A 14,722-nucleotide genomic window follows, 5' to 3' on the forward strand; every position below is an offset into this window, starting at 1 on the left:
CCACGTCGGGCATGCGGCAGGCAGCTCACGTGCCAGGAGTTGCGCCGAACGTGATCATTGACACAGTATTCTGACAGTGCTTGGTTTCTTAGGCAATGACTTCACACCTGGTTCCGTCCTTTCCCGACCGTGCCGTCCAAGGAGATCGATGACCATGAGCGACGGAATCGTCGTAGTCGGCGCCTCACTCGCCGGGCTGCGGGTCGCCGAGGCGCTGCGCGCCAACGGGTACACGGGCCGGCTGCGGCTGGTGGGCGACGAGCGCCACCTCCCCTACGACCGCCCGCCGTTGTCCAAGCAGGTACTGACCGGCGAGTGGGAAGCCGCGCGCACCGCGCTGACCACTCCCGCGAAGCTCGCCGAGGCCGGCATCGAGACCGTACTCGGAGCGCGGGCCGCCGCGGTGGACACCGAGGCCGTCACCCTGGCCGACGGCGGCCGGCTCGCCTACGACCAGCTCGTCGTGGCCACCGGCGCGGCCGCCCGGACCTGGCCGGGCGCCGCTCCCGGCGGGCGGGTCCACCGGCTGCGCACCCTCGCCGACAGCGTCCGGCTGCGCACCGCACTGGCGGACGGCGGCCCGCTGGTCGTCGTGGGCGGCGGTTTCATCGGGCTCGAGGTCGCGGCCGCCGCGCGCGGGGCCGGCCTGGACGTCACCGTCATCGAGGCCGCGGGCACGCTTCTCGAACCCGTTCTCGGCCCCGAGATCGGCGCCTGCTTCACCCGGCTGCACCGGGCCCGGGGCGTACGGGTACTGACCGGCGTCCCCATCACTTCGGTCCAGGAGGCGGCCGACACGGTGGCCGTCCGGCTCGCCGACGGCACCGAACTCGCCGCCGCCCACGTCGTCGTCGGTATCGGCGCCGAACCCAACAACGACTGGCTGACCGGCCTCGGCCTCGATGACGCCGCGGGCGTGCCGTGCGATGCCCGCGGCCGGGCCGGTGACCGGGTGTGGGCGCTCGGCGACGTCGCGCGGTGGGAGCAGCCGGCGTACGGCGACTCCGCACGCCACGAGCACTGGACGACAGCGGTCGACCAGGCGGCCGTGGTGGCGGCGGCGGTCCTCGGCCGGGAGTCGGCCCGCCCGCCGGCGCCGCCCTACTTCTGGAGCATGCAGTACGACGTGAACTTCCAGCTGGTGGGCCGCCCCGACCTCGCGTCCTCGGTCAAGGTGCTCGAAGCGGGGGAGGGCGGGGCCGACCGCGGCACCGTGTTCGCCTTCACCGACACCGCGGGCCGTCGCGTCGCGGTCGCCGCCTTCCACAGCCCGCGGCGCTTTCTGCGGCTGCGCCGCGAACTCCAGGAGGAGTTCGCCACCACGCCGACCCCCGTGACCGGTCACGGGGGTCGGTGACACGCGCTCATGCGTGGGCGGCCACTCCTGCGGCCGCCCACGCCCACCCGTACGGGGCTCCTCACTCGTCGTCCCACCACGGGTAGAACGGTGGCATTCCCGTGTGCGCGCTGCCGGTGAAGCGGGGTTCCCGCTTCTCGCGGAACGCCTCGACGCCTTCCTTTCCGTCCGCCGCGCTGGTGTAGAACATCGCCAGGGAGTCGACCCGGTGCGCCTCCCTGGGGTGCGGCAGGGCGCTGTTGCGGTACATCATCTGCCGGGTGAGCGCGACGGCGACCGGCGACCGGTTCCGCGAGATGCGGCGTGCCAGGCCCTGTGCCTCCTCGAGCAGGGATGCGGCGGGGACGACCCGGCTCACCAGTCCGCCGTCCCCGGCCTCCTCCGCCGAGAGGACCTCGGCCGAGTACACCCATTCCAGCGCGCGGGCCATGCCGACGATCCGCGGCAGGAACCACGTCGACGCCGCCTCGGGGACGATGCCGAGTTTGCCGAAGACGAAGCCGATGCGCGCCTCCTCCGAGGCCAGCCGGATGTCCATGGCCAGGGTCATCGTCGCCCCGATGCCCACGGCCGGGCCGTTGATCGCCGCGATCACGGGCTTGCGGCAGTCGAAGATCGCCAGGACCACCCGGCCGCCGGTGTCGCGCACGCCTCGCAGGATCCGCGGATCGTCGAGGTCGTCCATGTCGGACAGGGTCGGCCGCTGGGACTCGTCCAGCCCGAACACGTTGCCCTCCGACGCGAGTTCCATGCCGGCGCAGAAGGCCCGGCCGGCTCCCGTCACCACCACGGCACGGACCTCGTCCCGCGCGTTCACCCCGGTGAACAGTGCCACGAGTTCGTCCGCCATCTCGACGGTGAAGGCGTTCAGCCGGTCCGGGCGGTCGAGAGTGACAGTGAGAACCCCGTCGTCCAGGTCGGTCGACAGGGTCCGGAACCCCTCGACGTCCGCTCCCGCGCTCATGCCCCGCATATGATTCCTCGATCCGCGTGTTCTACCGATCGTCAGAAAATAATCTACCGTCGGGATTATGATGGTGAACGCGTGCAACGTGCAAGGGTTCGCCAGGCCCCCAGAGACTCCCAGGGACGAGGAAGAGTCACGTGAGCGAGACGAGCAGGGAATGGCCGCGCCCCAAGATCAGGCCCCGTAAGGCCGAGCTGAAGAACGATCAGATCTTCGAGACGGCCGCCCGGCTGTTCTACGAGAAGGGGTACGCGGCCACGTCCCTGCAGGACCTGGCCAGCGCGGTGGGCCTGCAGAAGGGCAGCCTCTACTACTACATCGACTCCAAGAAGGACCTGCTCTTCGCCATCGCCGACTACGCGCACACGTTCTTCGTCGAGCTCACCGAGAACGCCAAGGCCGAAGGCGGCACGCCCCTGCAGACGCTGGAACGCATGCTGCTCCAGCACGCCAGGTTCGCCGCGGAGCACTTCCATGTGACGGCCGCCTTCTACAACGAACGGTCGGCCCTGTCCGACGAGTACCAGGAGCGCATCGTCGCCACCCGCGACGCCTACGAGACGTCCCTGCGCGGGCTTGTGAGGAGCGGCCAGGAGTCCGGCGAGATCGCCGCGGACCTGAATCCCAGGCTCGCGGTGTTCGGTGTGCTGGGGATGATCAACTGGATCCACCAGTGGTACCGCCCGGAAGGGTCTCTGTCACCGTCCGAGATCGCGGCGGCGCTGAGCCGGCAGGCCGTCCGGTCCCTGCTGCCGCGCACCGACGCGGACTGAGCGTGGCGGGGCGGCCGGCCGCGCGACTCCCGCGTGCCGGGGCCTGTCCGGCGGATCAGGTCGCAGGACATCGGCGGCACCTCATCAGCGCGGGTGAGCGGGGGCGATGGGGGTGCCCCCGCGCATGGGGGTCCCCTGCTCGAAGAGCTTGGGGGAGGGCGCACCAGCCCCCGCGTCTGCGTCTGCGTCTGCGTCTGCGTCTGCGTCATGATCCGCCGGACAGGCCCTGAAGCGGGGCGGACACCAGGCGCCGCCCGACCTCGGTCGCGGCCTCCCGTTCGTCCCCGTACCAGGTGCGCAGGGACAGCGCGCGCTTGTAGTACCAGTGCAGTTCGTGTTCGTGGGTGAATCCGATGCCGCCGTGGATCTGCAGGGCATCCTCACATGCCGAGCGGCCGACCTCGGCGGCGGCGGCCTTGAGTGACAGGGCCGCGAGCTCGAAGGCCCCCGGGGAGAGCGTCGCCGAGTCTGCGGCCACGGCCTCGACGAGGCTCTCGAGCATGATCACGCGCTGGGCGGCCGAAGCCGCGATGTGCTTGACCGCCTGGAAGCCGCCGATGGGACGGCCGAACTGCTCGCGCTGTTTGGCGAATTCGACGCTCAGGTCGAGTACGTGGCGAGCGATGCCGGCGAGTTCAGCGGCGACCAGGACCCGCTGCCAGCTCCGCAGTGCGGCCACGAGTCCCGCCGCCGCCTCGCCCCGCGCGATGACGTCGCCCGGTCCGGCCGTGACCCCGTCGAAGGTCACGCGGGCGTAGCTCGCCCCGGGGTCCGTACTCCGGTGCCCGGTGACGGTGATGCCGGGCCGGTCGCGGTCGAGGACCAGGACCGTCGCCGTGCCGTCCGGTCCGCCGTCGACGATCGCGACGAACAGGTCCGAGACCGCGCCGAAGCGCACCAGGTCCACCGATCCGGCCAGCAGGCCGGAGTCCAGGACCGGCGAGCCGTTGGCCGCGCGCCAGTCGAGGGTGACACCGGGGTCCAGGACAGCCACCCGTCGTCCACCGGTCAGCGTGGCCGCCAGCCGGGTTCGCGCGTCGTCGGCGCAGGCCGTGCGGAGCAGCAGTCCCGGCAGCAGCATCTGCTCCAGCAGGGGACCGGTCACCAGACGCCGCCCGAACAGCTGGAACAGCGGCACGAGAGCGGCGGGGTGCAGTCCGAGGCCGTCGTCCGCCTCGGGCGCGATCAGCCCGAACCAGCCCTGTGCCGCCGCTTCTTCGAGCAGATGCCGGTCCTCACCCTGGGCCCGCAGTGCGGCGAGCCTGCGCTCGTCAGCGTAGTCACGGTCCAGGAACGCCCTGACCGCCTGCAGGATCTCGTCGTCAGCCACGGGGCAGTCCCAACAGTCTCTCGCCGATGATGTTCTTCTGGATCTGGGACGTCCCTCCGTAGATGGACGCCGCCCGGGAGTAGTAGTGCTCCTTGACCCACCGCGGGCCGTCGAGACCGAACGGTGCCCGGTCGGCCGCCAGACGGAACGGTCCGAGCAGGTCGGTGATGGACGTGTAGAGCAGTTGCTCCACCTCATTGAGGCTGAGCTTGTCCACCGAGTCGTAAGGGCTGGGTATGTCACCGGTGAGCTGCCGGTCGATGGTCCGGCGGGTCAGCGCCTCCAGTGCCCGCACCGCCGTGCAGGACCGGCCGAGCTGCTCCAGGACCCGGTCCGGGGGCTCGGTCCCGGTCGCGCTGACGTGGCCACGGAGGTTCCGCACGGCCTCCTCGACCGCCACCTCGTACTCCACACGCCGGCGGAGCGTGTACGAACCGCGCTCATGGCTCAGGGTGTCCTGGGCGATGGCCCACCCCTCGTTGAGCTGTCCGACCAGATTGCGCACCGGCACACGGACGTCCTCGAGGAAGACCTCGCAGAACTCGTCGTCCCCGGTCATCTGCACCAGCGGTCGTGCGGTGACGCCGGGGGTACTCATGTCGACGAGGATGTAGCTGATGCCCCGGTGCTTCGGAGCGTCCGCGTCCGTGCGCGCCAGCAGCGCGCACCACTGCGACTTGTGAGCCCAACTGGTCCACACCTTCTGACCGGTGATGACGAACTCGTCACCCTCGATCCGGGCGCGGGTACGCAGCGAGGCCAGGTCGGATCCGGACTCCGGCTCGGAGAATCCCTGGCACCAGATGTCCTCGCCGGACAGCAGGCGGGGCAGCAACTGCTGCCGTTGCCAGTCGAGTCCGTACGTCTCGATCGACTTGCCGACGACGTCCACGCCGATCAGGCCGATGGGCTGCGGGGCGCCGGCCCGGGCGAGTTCCTCCGAGAAGACCAGTTGGTGCAAGGGACTCAGTCCCTGCCCTCCGGCCGCCCTGGTCCAGGAGATTCCGACGAACCCGGCCTCATAGAGGGTCTTCTGCCATTCCCGCAGGACGGCGAAGCGGCCCTCCAGGTCGAGAGGGACCTCGGGGACGGTCGCCTGCGCGAGCCAGGCTCGGACCTGCCGACGGTAGGTCTCCAGGTCCGCGGTGTCCTGTGTCGTGTGGGTCATCCTCCGGATCACTTCCCCGTGTACTGCGGCTCGCGCCGCTCGAAGAAGGCGGCGACGGCCTCCTTGGCGTCGTCGTATCCGGAGAGTTCGCCGGTGAGGCTCTGCTCGAACGCGTAGCCGTCCTTGAGCTCCATGTACTCGATGTGGTTCAGGCTGCGCTTGGCCATCCTGATGGCGACGGGGCTGTGCCGGGCGATCCGTCGGGCCAGTTCGGTGGCGGCGAAGAGCAGTTGATCGCCGGGCACCACGCGGTCGATGCCGCCGTACTGGGCCAGCTCCTCCACCGGGACCATGTCACCGGTGAAGTGCATGCGGCGCACCAGCGCCTGCGGGACCAGGCGCGAGGCGTGCTTGGCGCCGCCCATCGCGCCGACCTGGATCTCGGGGAGGCTGAATCTGGCGCCCTCGGCGGCCACGACCATGTCGCACGAGCCGGCCAGCGCCAGTCCTGTCCCCACCGCAACGCCGTGGACGGCCGCGATCACGGGCACGGGACAGTCGTAGATCGACCAGAAGGCCTCACGCACATGCCTCATGCGCTCGCCGGCGTTCTCCGGGTTCATGGTCAGGAATTCGTCGAGGTCGTTGCCGCCGCAGAAGTGCTTGCCGGCCCCGGTCAGGATGACGACCCGCGCGTCCGGGGCATGCCGTTCGATCTCGCCGAACAAGGCCTTGATCTCGGCGTACATCGGCAGGCCGACGGCGTTGACGGGCGGCCTGTCCATCGTGACGGTCGCTACGTGGTCCGTCGTCCGCACGTCCAGGAACTGGAACTCCGACATGTGTGCACTCACCTTCTGCCGACTTCTGCCCGCCGGTCCGGGTCAACTGCTCGGTCGAAAAAAATCGACCGAGCGGTAGAATGGTGACAGCACCTCACCCCGGGCGCAAGCGTTCAGGGGTGCTCCAGTGCCCGGCCGACGGAACGGGTCCGGGTCCGGCTACGCCTCTCCGAGGCCGCGTTCGAGCTGCCGGATCGCCGCGTCGAGCAGGTCGCCCAGCTCGGCCCCGTCCTCCGCCAGCCAGTGCTCGTACGCGGCGATCGCCGCGGCGAGGAGGGCGTACCCGAACATGCGGGGCACCATGTCAAAGGGCGACAGGCCCTTGCGCAGCGCCACGTACTCGGTGACGATCGCGCGCCACGCCGCGTAGCGCAGGGTGGCATCGGCCTGGAGCGTGGGAACGGTCAGGATGAGTTCCATGCGCTGCCGGTGCCACGGCACCGACACGTCGTCGTACCGGTTGAACTCGACGACCGCGTGACGCAGGGCGTCCATGATCGGGGTGCTCGGATCGGTCGCGTTCAACAGGTCGCGAAGCCCGGTGAGTTGCTGCGCGAAGTCGCCCCAGACGAGGTCGTTCTTCGACGAGAAGTAGCGGAAGAACGTCCGCCGGCCGATGCCCGCCGCCCCGGCGATGTCGTCCACCGTGGTGGCGTCGAAGCCCTGCCGGGCGAACAGTTCGAAGCCCAACCGCTCCAGGTCGGCCCGCGAGGTGGCGCGCGGGCGCCCGCTCCTGGCCGGCGTGCCGACGATCACGCCTTTCGTAGGCGACTCCACAGGCGTGACCCTTCCCCGTCGGCCGGCTCCAATTCCTGTGCCGTACCGCACATACGGCTCTGCCCCGACAACATACGCCGCTACGGGTGCGGTGCGCCGTCCGAAGCCGAAGCCTCGGCCTCACCCCCCGGGCCGCCCTCTACTGCCTGGCTTTCGCCGCGCGGACGCCCGGGCCGGGACGATGCGGGGACGGAGGGCGGCCGTGGAGCGGCCCTTGAGGGCGGAGATCCACACACCGGTGCCGTACGCGAGGTCGTCGAGGCGGCGGGCGATGCCGTACCGGACGGGGTCCAGCCCGGCCTTGTCGCGCCGGTATTCGAGGGCGATGTCCACCACGGCCGCGACGGCGGTGGCGCGGCGTACGCGGGGGGAGGCCAGGCAGCCGAGGACGGTGAGCGGCCACCAGTGGCGGGTGAGCAGTGCCGAACCCTGGGCCACGGCGGACACGGCGCCACCGCCCGCGAGCCGGGCCGCGAGCCGGACGGGCCGCCCGGTGCTGCGCAGGGTGTGGGCGATCCGTGCCGTGGCGACGGCGCACAGGCCCGCGGCGACCGGCAGGGACCAGCGGCGCTGCGCGGCCAGGGCCAGGACCAGCGCGGCGTTCCAGGGGGCGAGTACGGCGGGGGCGATGTTTTGGGGATGGCGTTCGGCGAGGGGGTGGGCACCGGTGCCGTACTCCACCTTGCGCCGGAACCAGTCGCGCAGGACGACCCTGTGCTCGTGGGCGGCCTCGACGGACGGTTCGTAGCGCACGCGCAAACCGCTCCGTGCCAGGCGCCAGCACAGATCGACGTCCTCACCCACCCGCAGACGGGAGTCGAAGCCGTCCGCGAGCGCGTCGACGCGTGCGACGACGCAGGCGCTGGGCACCCAGGACACCGGTGTTCCGGGGCGGACCGAGGCCGGGTCCGTCCCCAGGTCGAGGGAGGACCGGATCCGTTCGTAGCGGCCGAGCCAGCAGGCGGAGGCGGGGGTGACCAGGCCGGTGATCCTGGGCGCGGCCATGGCGACACGGGGGTCGGCGAAGTGCCGCAGCAGGGTGGGCACCGTGGCGGGCGGCAGGACGACGTCGGAGTCGGCGAAGACGACGTAGGGGGTGGTGACGAGACGCAGACCGGCGTTGCGCGCCCCCGCCGGTCCCACGTTGACGGTGAGCGGCAGCAGACGCGCGCCGTGTTCGGCGGCGACGGCGGCGACGGGGCCGGGACGATGGGAAGCGTCGTCCACGACGACGACCGGGCTGCCGGCGGGCAGGCCGGCCAGGAGGCGGGCGAGTTCCCGTGGACGGTCGCGCACCGGGATCACGTACGTGCAGTCCGGGCCCGCCCCACCGTCGGCTCCGGGAGGTGGGGGCAGGACATGGACGGCGGGGTGGGCCAGTCCGGTCTCCAGGAGGCGGTCGGCCAGGACGGCACCGGCAGCGTCGCGCACACGGACCGTACGCCCAGAAAGCAACGGCCGGGCGCGGGCGCCGAGTCGGACGAGACGGACGGGGCTTCCGCCGAGGAGGACCCGGCCGCCGTCGAGGACGCGGGTGGACCGGTCGAGAGTGACCTCGAAGCCACGGGGAAGCGTCATGGGGCGGCTGCCTTCGTGCGTGCGACGGCGGGTGAGGCGGTGGACGCGGCCGTGGGGTGCTCCGGTGCGGGGTGCTCTGCCGAGTCGAGGAGGCGGCCCCGGGTGTCCGTGCGGCCCGCGGCGATACGGCGCACGGCGACCGACACCATCGACTCCAGTGCCGCCCGGCCCTCCTCGGCCGTCGCCCCGGTCGGGTCGCCGAGCACTCCGGTGGGAGACACCGCACGCACACCGCGGGCGACGAGTTCCGGCATGAGGGAAGTCAGCGACCGCGTGTCGCCGGCCACCGCCTCGGACAGGCGGACGTCGGCGGGTGCCAGGTGCAGCATCAGGGACGTCTCGGCACGGCCGGCGTGCGCGTCGCCGCCGGGTGTCTCGCAGCCGAGCCACGCCACATCGTGGCCTTCGCCGCGAAGTCGGCCGACCGCCACGTCGAGCGTGGGCACATTGCCTCCGTGGCCGTTGACGAAGACAATGCGGTGGGCCCACAGCGACAGCGACCGTACGGTTTCCACCAGTACCGCGCGCAGTGCCTCGTGGCCGATGGAGACCGTCCCGGGGAAGCCCGCGTGCTCGCCGCTGGCGCCGTAGGCGATGGTCGGTGCCAGCAGTACGGGACGGCGCACACGCTCCGCCGTCAGCCGTGCCGCTGCCAGCCGTGCCACCGACTCGGCGATGACACTGTCCGTGTTCAACGGGAGGTGCGGACCGTGCTGTTCGGTCGAACCGACGGGCACGAGGACCGAGGCGCCGGCCGGCACGCCCGGCCAGACGGAGCGTTCCAGCTCCTGGGGTCCACACGGCCGCCGGGGGCGGGGCGACATCACCGGCCGGCCGTGTCGGCGGCGCGCGGGGCGCCGGCGACGCGCGTGAAGCCGTCCGGGACTATCAGGTCGTGCGGTGACAGGTCCTGCGCCGAGGCGTGCCCGAGGCCCAGCACCGCCGAATCGAGCCCGCTCCGCAGGATGTCCAGGACGTTCTCCACGCCCGCCTGCCCGTTGGCGGCCAGGCCCCACAGGTAGGCGCGGCCGACCAGGACGGCCCGCGCGCCGAGCGCGAGAGCCTTCGCGACGTCGCCACCGCGGCGGACACCGCCGTCGAGGAGGACCTCGATGTCGTTGCCGACGGCTTCGGCGATCGCGGGCAGCAGCCGGATCGTGGCGGGTGTGGTGTCGAGGTTGTTGCCGCCGTGGTTGGAGACCGAGATGGCCGAGACTCCGGCGTCGACGGCCCGCAGTGCGTCGTCGACCCTGCTCACGCCCTTGAGCAGGAACGGGCCGCCCCATTCCGTCCGCATCCACTCGATGTCTTCCCAGGTCGGCGGCTTGGTCTGCATCCATTCGCCGTAGGCGCCGAAGAATGTCGGGGCCCTCCCGCCAGGCGGTTGGAGGTTGGGGGTGGTCAGGTCGGGGATCCGGCCGGATCTGACGAAGGCCCACAGCCAGCGCGGGTGCGGCAGGACGTCCGGTGCGAACCTGACCGCCGTCCTGAGGTCGATCGCCTCGGGGACGGGCGGGCTCCCCCAGTCCCGGCCGTGGGAGAAGGACCAGTCCAGCGTGGCGATGAGCGCCTTGGCTCCCGCGCTGCGGGCGCGCTCCATGCGCTGCGTCATGGCGTCGCGGGTGCCGGTCCAGTACATCTGGTAGAAGACGTTCGGGTTGGCCTCGGTGACCTCCTCCACCGACTTGGAGGCGAACGAGCTCAACCCTATGATCACGCCCCGGTTCGCCGCGGCCCGGGCGACCGCCACCTCGCCGTCGGGATGGACGGCCTGCACTCCGGTCGGTGAGATCACCACGGGGATGGAGGAGGGGACACCGAGCACGGTGGTGGACAGGTCGCGGTCGGCGTGGTGGCCCACGACCCGTGGGGCGAAGCCCAGTTCGGCGAAGGCGCCGGTGTTGTCGTCGAGCGTGCGGCCCCGTTCGGAGCCGGCCACGAGGGCACCGTAGACGGTGCTCGGCAGGTACTTCTTGGCGCGGCGCTGGGCTTCCGCGACGGTCTCGAACCAGGGATTCCTGCGCATGGTGCGGCTCTCTCCTGCGGTGGGGACGGTGACCGGGAACGAACCTGAGGGCTCGGGCGGTGCGGCGACGGCGTCGTCAATCGCCGCCGAGGGGAAGGCTCGTCCCGGCCAGGGGGTGCTCGTCGCAGTCGCCGACAGGTGGCCGGTTCCTGTCCGGGCGGCGGGTGAGGACGATGTCCACGGGCCCCCGTCCCCGTGCGGGCGTGGTGCGGTGGGAGTGGTCGCCGGAGGGTTTCGGAAGGTGGTCGCGGTCCTTCGGGCGCTCGGCCAGCAGTTGCTCTCCGTACCCCTGTACGCATTCGGGGTCGGGGCCGTCCAGCGGAAGCCCGGTGAAGAACTTCGCCGCCATGCAGCCGCCCTTGCAGGTGTCGTAGAACGTGCAGGAGGCGCACGCCCCGCCGGTCTGCGGCTCGCGCAGGCTCCGGAACAGCTCCGACTCCCGCCACACCCCGGCGAAGCCACCCGGCCGGCGGATGTTCCCGGCGAGGAACTCGTCGTGGATGGCGAACGGGCACGCGTACACGTCGCCGACGGGGTCGATCAGGCACACCACGCGTCCGGCGCCGCACAGGTTCAGGCCCGGCAGCGCCTGCCCGTAGGCGGACAGGTGGAAGAAGGAGTCACCGGTGAGGACGGTGTCGCCGTGGGCCACCAGCCAGTCGTAGAGCTGCCGTTGCTGCTCGGGCAGCGGATGCAGTTCGTCCCACACGTCCGCGCCGCGGCCGGAGGGACGCAGCCGGGTCAGCCGCAGTTGCGCGCCGTAGCGGTCGGCGAGGGCCTTGAACTCGTCCATCTGTGGGATGTTGTGACGGGTGCAGACCACCGACAACTTGAAGTTGGTCATCCCGGCGTCGGCCAGGTTGCGCATCGCGCGCAGCGCCGTGTCGTAGGAACCGGGCCCGCGCACGGCGTCGTTGACCTCGGCGGTCGCGCCGTCCAGCGAGATCTGCACGTCCACGTAGTCGTTGCGGGCCAGCCGCCGGGCGACCTCGGGGGTGATGCGCACACCGTTCGTGGAGAACTTCACTCCCACGTGGTGTGCGGTGGCGTAGTCGATCAGTTCCCAGAAGTCGGGCCGGACCGTGGGCTCGCCGCCGCCGATGTTGACGTAGAAGACCTGCATGGCCTCCAGTTCGTCGATGACGGCCTTGGCCTCCTGTGTGGTCAGTTCGCGCGGGTCACGCCGGCCCGAGCTGGACAGGCAGTGCGTGCAGGACAGGTTGCACGCGTAGGTGAGTTCCCAGGTGAGGCAGATCGGGGCGTCGAGACCGTGCTCGAAGAGGTCCACCAGGCGTGCGGCGCCGGGGACGGGCCTCGACTCCTGTGTGCTCGCGGTCATGGGATCCGGTTCCTTTCGACGACCATCGACGACCGGGTGAGTGCGGCCAGGGCCTGCCCGTACCGGGGCAGGTCCTCGTCGTCGACACCGGCCGCCGAGCAGGCGGCCCGTGCGGTGGGTGCCGTCGCCAGCGCCCGCACAACGGCCAGCAGCCTGCGGTCCTTGAGGAAGGTGAGCTTGCGGGTACCGAAGTGGTACAGCAGCGCACCGAAGGGTTCCGGCCGCACCGAGACCTGCGGGTGCAGGTCCCAGGCACGGTCCAGGTTCGGGGTGGTCATGCGCGTGGCCTAGTAGACGCCGCACATGCCGTCGATCGAGACTTCCTCGATCAGGTCGTCGGCCTCGATGAGTTCATCGGGCGACGCGGTCTCGTCGGGGTGGTTCTGCCGGGCCTGGCTGGAGTCGAGGTCGTTCATGCGGCTCTCCCTCATCGGGTGCGGTCGCACGGCTGCGGCCGTCAGGGGGTAAGGGGTACACGGACGGGCAAGCACCGGCACGCCGCCCTGTACGGGCGGTCTCGTGTGCGCGGGCGGACGACGTACGGGACGGCGGAGCACTTCGGGGGTCACCGGAACCGCCGACCGCGCCTGTGAGCACCAGAGAGTATTGACATCCGGTGCCAAAAGGAAGGTACTGGTGATCGGTATTTCCGCCAAGGCCCGTTCAGCATCCGCCGCCTGGCAGCCCGCCCGCGCCCCGACCTGCGCGAACGCGAGCCCTCCCGGTGCGGGCCGGCCGAAGAATCGGTTGCCCGCAGCCACCGCCGTGCCCGCCGTCGTAGAGAGGAGGGGCGTTGAGAACCTGCGCCCACGGCCCGTCCCCCGTGCCCCACCGCCGCGATACGGCTCCCGTACGGCGCGCGTACGACGTCGTCGTGGTCGGCGCCGGCACAGCGGGTTCGGTTCTCGCGGCCCGGCTGACCGAGGACCCCGACCGCCGCGTACTCGTGGTGGACGCCGGCCCCCTGCCGCGCGGCGCGGCCGGTTTCGGCCCGGCGCTGCTGGACGCGTGCCTGGTCCCGGGCGCACAGCCGAACCACCCTGCCACCCACGCACACCCGGTACGCCTCACACCGGAGCGGCCGTGGCTGGTCCCTCGCGGACGCGTCCTCGGCGGCTCGTCCACCGTCAACGGCGGTTACTTCGTACGGGCCCGGCGCGAGGACTTCGACCGCTGGGCCGCCGCGGGAAATCCCGCGTGGTCCTACGAGAGAGTGCTGCCCTACCTGCGCGCGCTGGAGAACGACCTCGACCACGGCGCCGGCCCTCTGCACGGCGACGGGGGCCCGATGCGTGTCCGGCGCGGTCGCCTGGACCATCCGGCCGCCGCCGCGTTCCGCGACGCGGCCCACGCCCTGGGTTTTCCCGACGACCCCGACAAGAACGACCAGGCTCCACCCGGCTTCGGGCCGGTGCCCGCCAACGTGGTCGACGGGGTGCGTCGCAACGCCGGGCTCAGCTATCTGCCGCCCGAGGTGCTCGACCGGCCCAACCTCACCGTCCTAGGCGGTGCTGCGGCCCGCCGGGTCGTGATCGAGAACGGCCGTGCCACCGGCGTCGTCGTCGAGCACGACGGTCGTCGCTCCGTCCTCGACGCCGACGCCGTCGTGCTCTGTGCCGGTGCCCTCGCCACCCCTCACCTTCTGCAACTCTCCGGAATCGGACCGCGCGCCGACCTCGAACGCGTCGGCATCCCCCTGGTCCGGGACGCCCCCGCCGTGGGCTCCGGCTTCAGCGACCACCCGCAGGTGGTCCTGGAGTGGACCCCTCGCGAGGCCTGGGACGAACCGTCCGGCTCGTGGCTCGGTGGATGTCTGCACCTCACCTCCCCGAGCGGCGGACCTGCGGGGCCGGACGGCGGGGACGGCCCCGGCGATCTGGAGATCCTCCAGTCGCTGGTGCCCATGTCCGGGCTCGTGACCGGTGGCGCAGGCACGGCCGGTGGCCCTCTGCCGTTCCTCGTGTCCGCCCTGACCCCCCGCCTCACCGGCCGGCTGCGCCTACGCTCGGCCGACCCCGCCACCCCGTTGAGCATCGACTACGGCTACCTCGGCGGCCCCGACGACCACCGCCGCCTCCGGGAGGGCGTGCGCGTCACCGCGGCCCTCCTCGCGAGCCCGCCCTTCGCCGATGTCGCCCGGGGGCTGGTCGATCCCGGCCGCGAGGTCCTGGACGACGACCGGTCCCTCGATCAGTGGATCCGCGGGCACCTCGGCACCGCCCAGCACACCTGCGGCACGGTACCGATGGGGCCCGCCGACGATCCCGGGCACGCCGCCGTGGACCAGTTCGGACGCGTCCACGGCGTACGGGGGTTGCGTGTCGCGGACACCTCGATCCTGCCGGACACACCTCATCGGGGGCCCGCCGCCACCGCCGTCCTCATCGGTGAGGTCGTCGCCGAAGCCATGCGGCGCTGACGGCTTCCAGGACCGCAGGAAGTCCGCCAGGCCCTCCACCAGCCTGTCGACGTCGTCGGCATTGGTGTAGGGCGCGGGGCCGACGCGGAGGCCGCCGGTGTCGCCCAGGCCGAGTCGCCGAGTCGCCGGGAGGCCTCGAGGGGATTGACACATCATTCATCTAGTGATCTTTAGCGGATTTGTCAGTCGGAAAGGGTGAGGGAAGC

At 71.6% G+C, this 14,722-nt stretch carries 14 protein-coding genes; 3 read left to right on the forward strand and 11 right to left on the reverse strand.

The features are described 5' to 3' along the window. Positions 1-154 precede the first annotated feature (154 nt). On the forward strand, positions 155-1,357 hold the full coding sequence (locus V4Y04_RS00410; RefSeq protein WP_332424927.1) for an NAD(P)/FAD-dependent oxidoreductase: 1,203 nt from the start codon (positions 155-157) through the stop codon (positions 1,355-1,357). 61 nt (positions 1,358-1,418) lie between these two features. Here V4Y04_RS00410 and V4Y04_RS00415 read toward each other — a convergent pair whose 3' ends face one another. After that, complete coding sequence (locus tag V4Y04_RS00415; RefSeq protein WP_332424928.1) at positions 1,419-2,321, reverse strand: crotonase/enoyl-CoA hydratase family protein; 903 nt, start codon at positions 2,319-2,321, stop codon at positions 1,419-1,421. Between the two features lie 140 nt (positions 2,322-2,461). On the opposite strand from V4Y04_RS00415, the gene V4Y04_RS00420 reads away from it, so the two are divergent. Beyond that, on the forward strand, positions 2,462-3,097 hold the full coding sequence (locus V4Y04_RS00420) for a TetR/AcrR family transcriptional regulator (RefSeq protein ID WP_332424930.1): 636 nt from the start codon (positions 2,462-2,464) through the stop codon (positions 3,095-3,097). Positions 3,098-3,302: 205 nt separating this feature from the next. Here the strand turns inward: V4Y04_RS00420 and V4Y04_RS00425 are convergent, their stop codons facing one another. From V4Y04_RS00425 to mftA, 10 genes are all read right to left on the reverse strand, one after another. After that, positions 3,303-4,427: an acyl-CoA dehydrogenase family protein gene (locus tag V4Y04_RS00425; protein WP_332424932.1), complete on the reverse strand. Its 1,125-nt coding sequence runs from the start codon at positions 4,425-4,427 to the stop codon at positions 3,303-3,305. Then, positions 4,420-5,595 (reverse strand): acyl-CoA dehydrogenase family protein, encoded by a 1,176-nt coding sequence (locus tag V4Y04_RS00430; protein ID WP_332424934.1) that lies wholly within the window; start codon positions 5,593-5,595, stop codon positions 4,420-4,422. Before V4Y04_RS00430 ends, V4Y04_RS00425 begins: the two co-directional genes overlap by 8 nt. 8 nt (positions 5,596-5,603) lie before the next feature. After that, a complete protein-coding gene (locus V4Y04_RS00435; protein ID WP_332424936.1) occupies positions 5,604-6,377 on the reverse strand; it encodes an enoyl-CoA hydratase-related protein in 774 nt (257 codons plus the stop codon). Positions 6,378-6,536: 159 nt separating this feature from the next. Next, positions 6,537-7,154 carry a mycofactocin system transcriptional regulator gene (gene mftR, locus V4Y04_RS00440; protein ID WP_332424938.1) on the reverse strand — a complete coding sequence of 206 codons (618 nt, stop codon included), beginning with the start codon at positions 7,152-7,154 and terminating at the stop codon, positions 6,537-6,539. A gap of 120 nt (positions 7,155-7,274) precedes the next feature. Then, a complete protein-coding gene (gene mftF, locus V4Y04_RS00445; RefSeq protein WP_332424939.1) occupies positions 7,275-8,732 on the reverse strand; it encodes a mycofactocin biosynthesis glycosyltransferase MftF in 1,458 nt (485 codons plus the stop codon). Next, positions 8,729-9,556, reverse strand: a complete 828-nt coding sequence (gene mftE, locus V4Y04_RS00450; protein WP_332432653.1) for a mycofactocin biosynthesis peptidyl-dipeptidase MftE — start codon at positions 9,554-9,556, stop codon at positions 8,729-8,731. The genes mftF and mftE overlap by 4 nt, the downstream gene beginning before the upstream one ends. Next, entirely contained in the window at positions 9,556-10,758 is a 1,203-nt protein-coding gene (gene mftD, locus V4Y04_RS00455) for a pre-mycofactocin synthase MftD (protein WP_332424940.1), read from the reverse strand. Before mftD ends, mftE begins: the two co-directional genes overlap by 1 nt. A 76-nt stretch (positions 10,759-10,834) precedes the next feature. Beyond that, the gene (gene mftC, locus V4Y04_RS00460; protein ID WP_332424942.1) at positions 10,835-12,097 is read right to left on the reverse strand and encodes a mycofactocin radical SAM maturase; all 1,263 of its coding nucleotides are present in this window, start codon (positions 12,095-12,097) and stop codon (positions 10,835-10,837) included. After that, the gene (gene mftB, locus V4Y04_RS00465; RefSeq protein WP_332424943.1) at positions 12,094-12,375 is read right to left on the reverse strand and encodes a mycofactocin biosynthesis chaperone MftB; all 282 of its coding nucleotides are present in this window, start codon (positions 12,373-12,375) and stop codon (positions 12,094-12,096) included. Before mftB ends, mftC begins: the two co-directional genes overlap by 4 nt. 9 nt (positions 12,376-12,384) lie before the next feature. Next, entirely contained in the window at positions 12,385-12,513 is a 129-nt protein-coding gene (gene mftA, locus V4Y04_RS00470) for a mycofactocin precursor MftA (protein WP_332424945.1), read from the reverse strand. A 377-nt stretch (positions 12,514-12,890) separates the two neighbouring features. Between mftA and mftG the strand changes: the two genes are divergently transcribed. Then, a complete protein-coding gene (mftG, locus tag V4Y04_RS00475) occupies positions 12,891-14,516 on the forward strand; it encodes a mycofactocin dehydrogenase MftG (protein WP_332424947.1) in 1,626 nt (541 codons plus the stop codon). The last annotated feature ends 206 nt before the right edge of the window (positions 14,517-14,722 follow it).

The organism is Streptomyces sp. P9-A2, assembly GCF_036634175.1.
GTDB classification, from domain to species: Bacteria; Actinomycetota; Actinomycetes; order Streptomycetales; family Streptomycetaceae; genus Streptomyces; species Streptomyces pratens.

What these genes read in the sequence shown, in the direction of transcription:
- V4Y04_RS00410 (WP_332424927.1), top strand. Translation starts at nt 155, where the DNA reads ATGAGCGACGGAATCGTCGTAGTCGGCGCCTCACTCGCCGGGCTGCGG.
- V4Y04_RS00415 (WP_332424928.1), bottom strand. Translation starts at nt 2,321, where the DNA reads ATGAGCGCGGGAGCGGACGTCGAGGGGTTCCGGACCCTGTCGACCGAC.
- V4Y04_RS00430 (WP_332424934.1), bottom strand. Translation starts at nt 5,595, where the DNA reads ATGACCCACACGACACAGGACACCGCGGACCTGGAGACCTACCGTCGG.
- V4Y04_RS00435 (WP_332424936.1), bottom strand. Translation starts at nt 6,377, where the DNA reads ATGTCGGAGTTCCAGTTCCTGGACGTGCGGACGACGGACCACGTAGCG.
- mftF (WP_332424939.1), bottom strand. Translation starts at nt 8,732, where the DNA reads ATGACGCTTCCCCGTGGCTTCGAGGTCACTCTCGACCGGTCCACCCGC.
- mftE (WP_332432653.1), bottom strand. Translation starts at nt 9,556, where the DNA reads ATGTCGCCCCGCCCCCGGCGGCCGTGTGGACCCCAGGAGCTGGAACGC.
- mftD (WP_332424940.1), bottom strand. Translation starts at nt 10,758, where the DNA reads ATGCGCAGGAATCCCTGGTTCGAGACCGTCGCGGAAGCCCAGCGCCGC.
- mftC (WP_332424942.1), bottom strand. Translation starts at nt 12,097, where the DNA reads ATGACCGCGAGCACACAGGAGTCGAGGCCCGTCCCCGGCGCCGCACGC.
- mftB (WP_332424943.1), bottom strand. Translation starts at nt 12,375, where the DNA reads ATGACCACCCCGAACCTGGACCGTGCCTGGGACCTGCACCCGCAGGTC.
- mftA (WP_332424945.1), bottom strand. Translation starts at nt 12,513, where the DNA reads ATGAACGACCTCGACTCCAGCCAGGCCCGGCAGAACCACCCCGACGAG.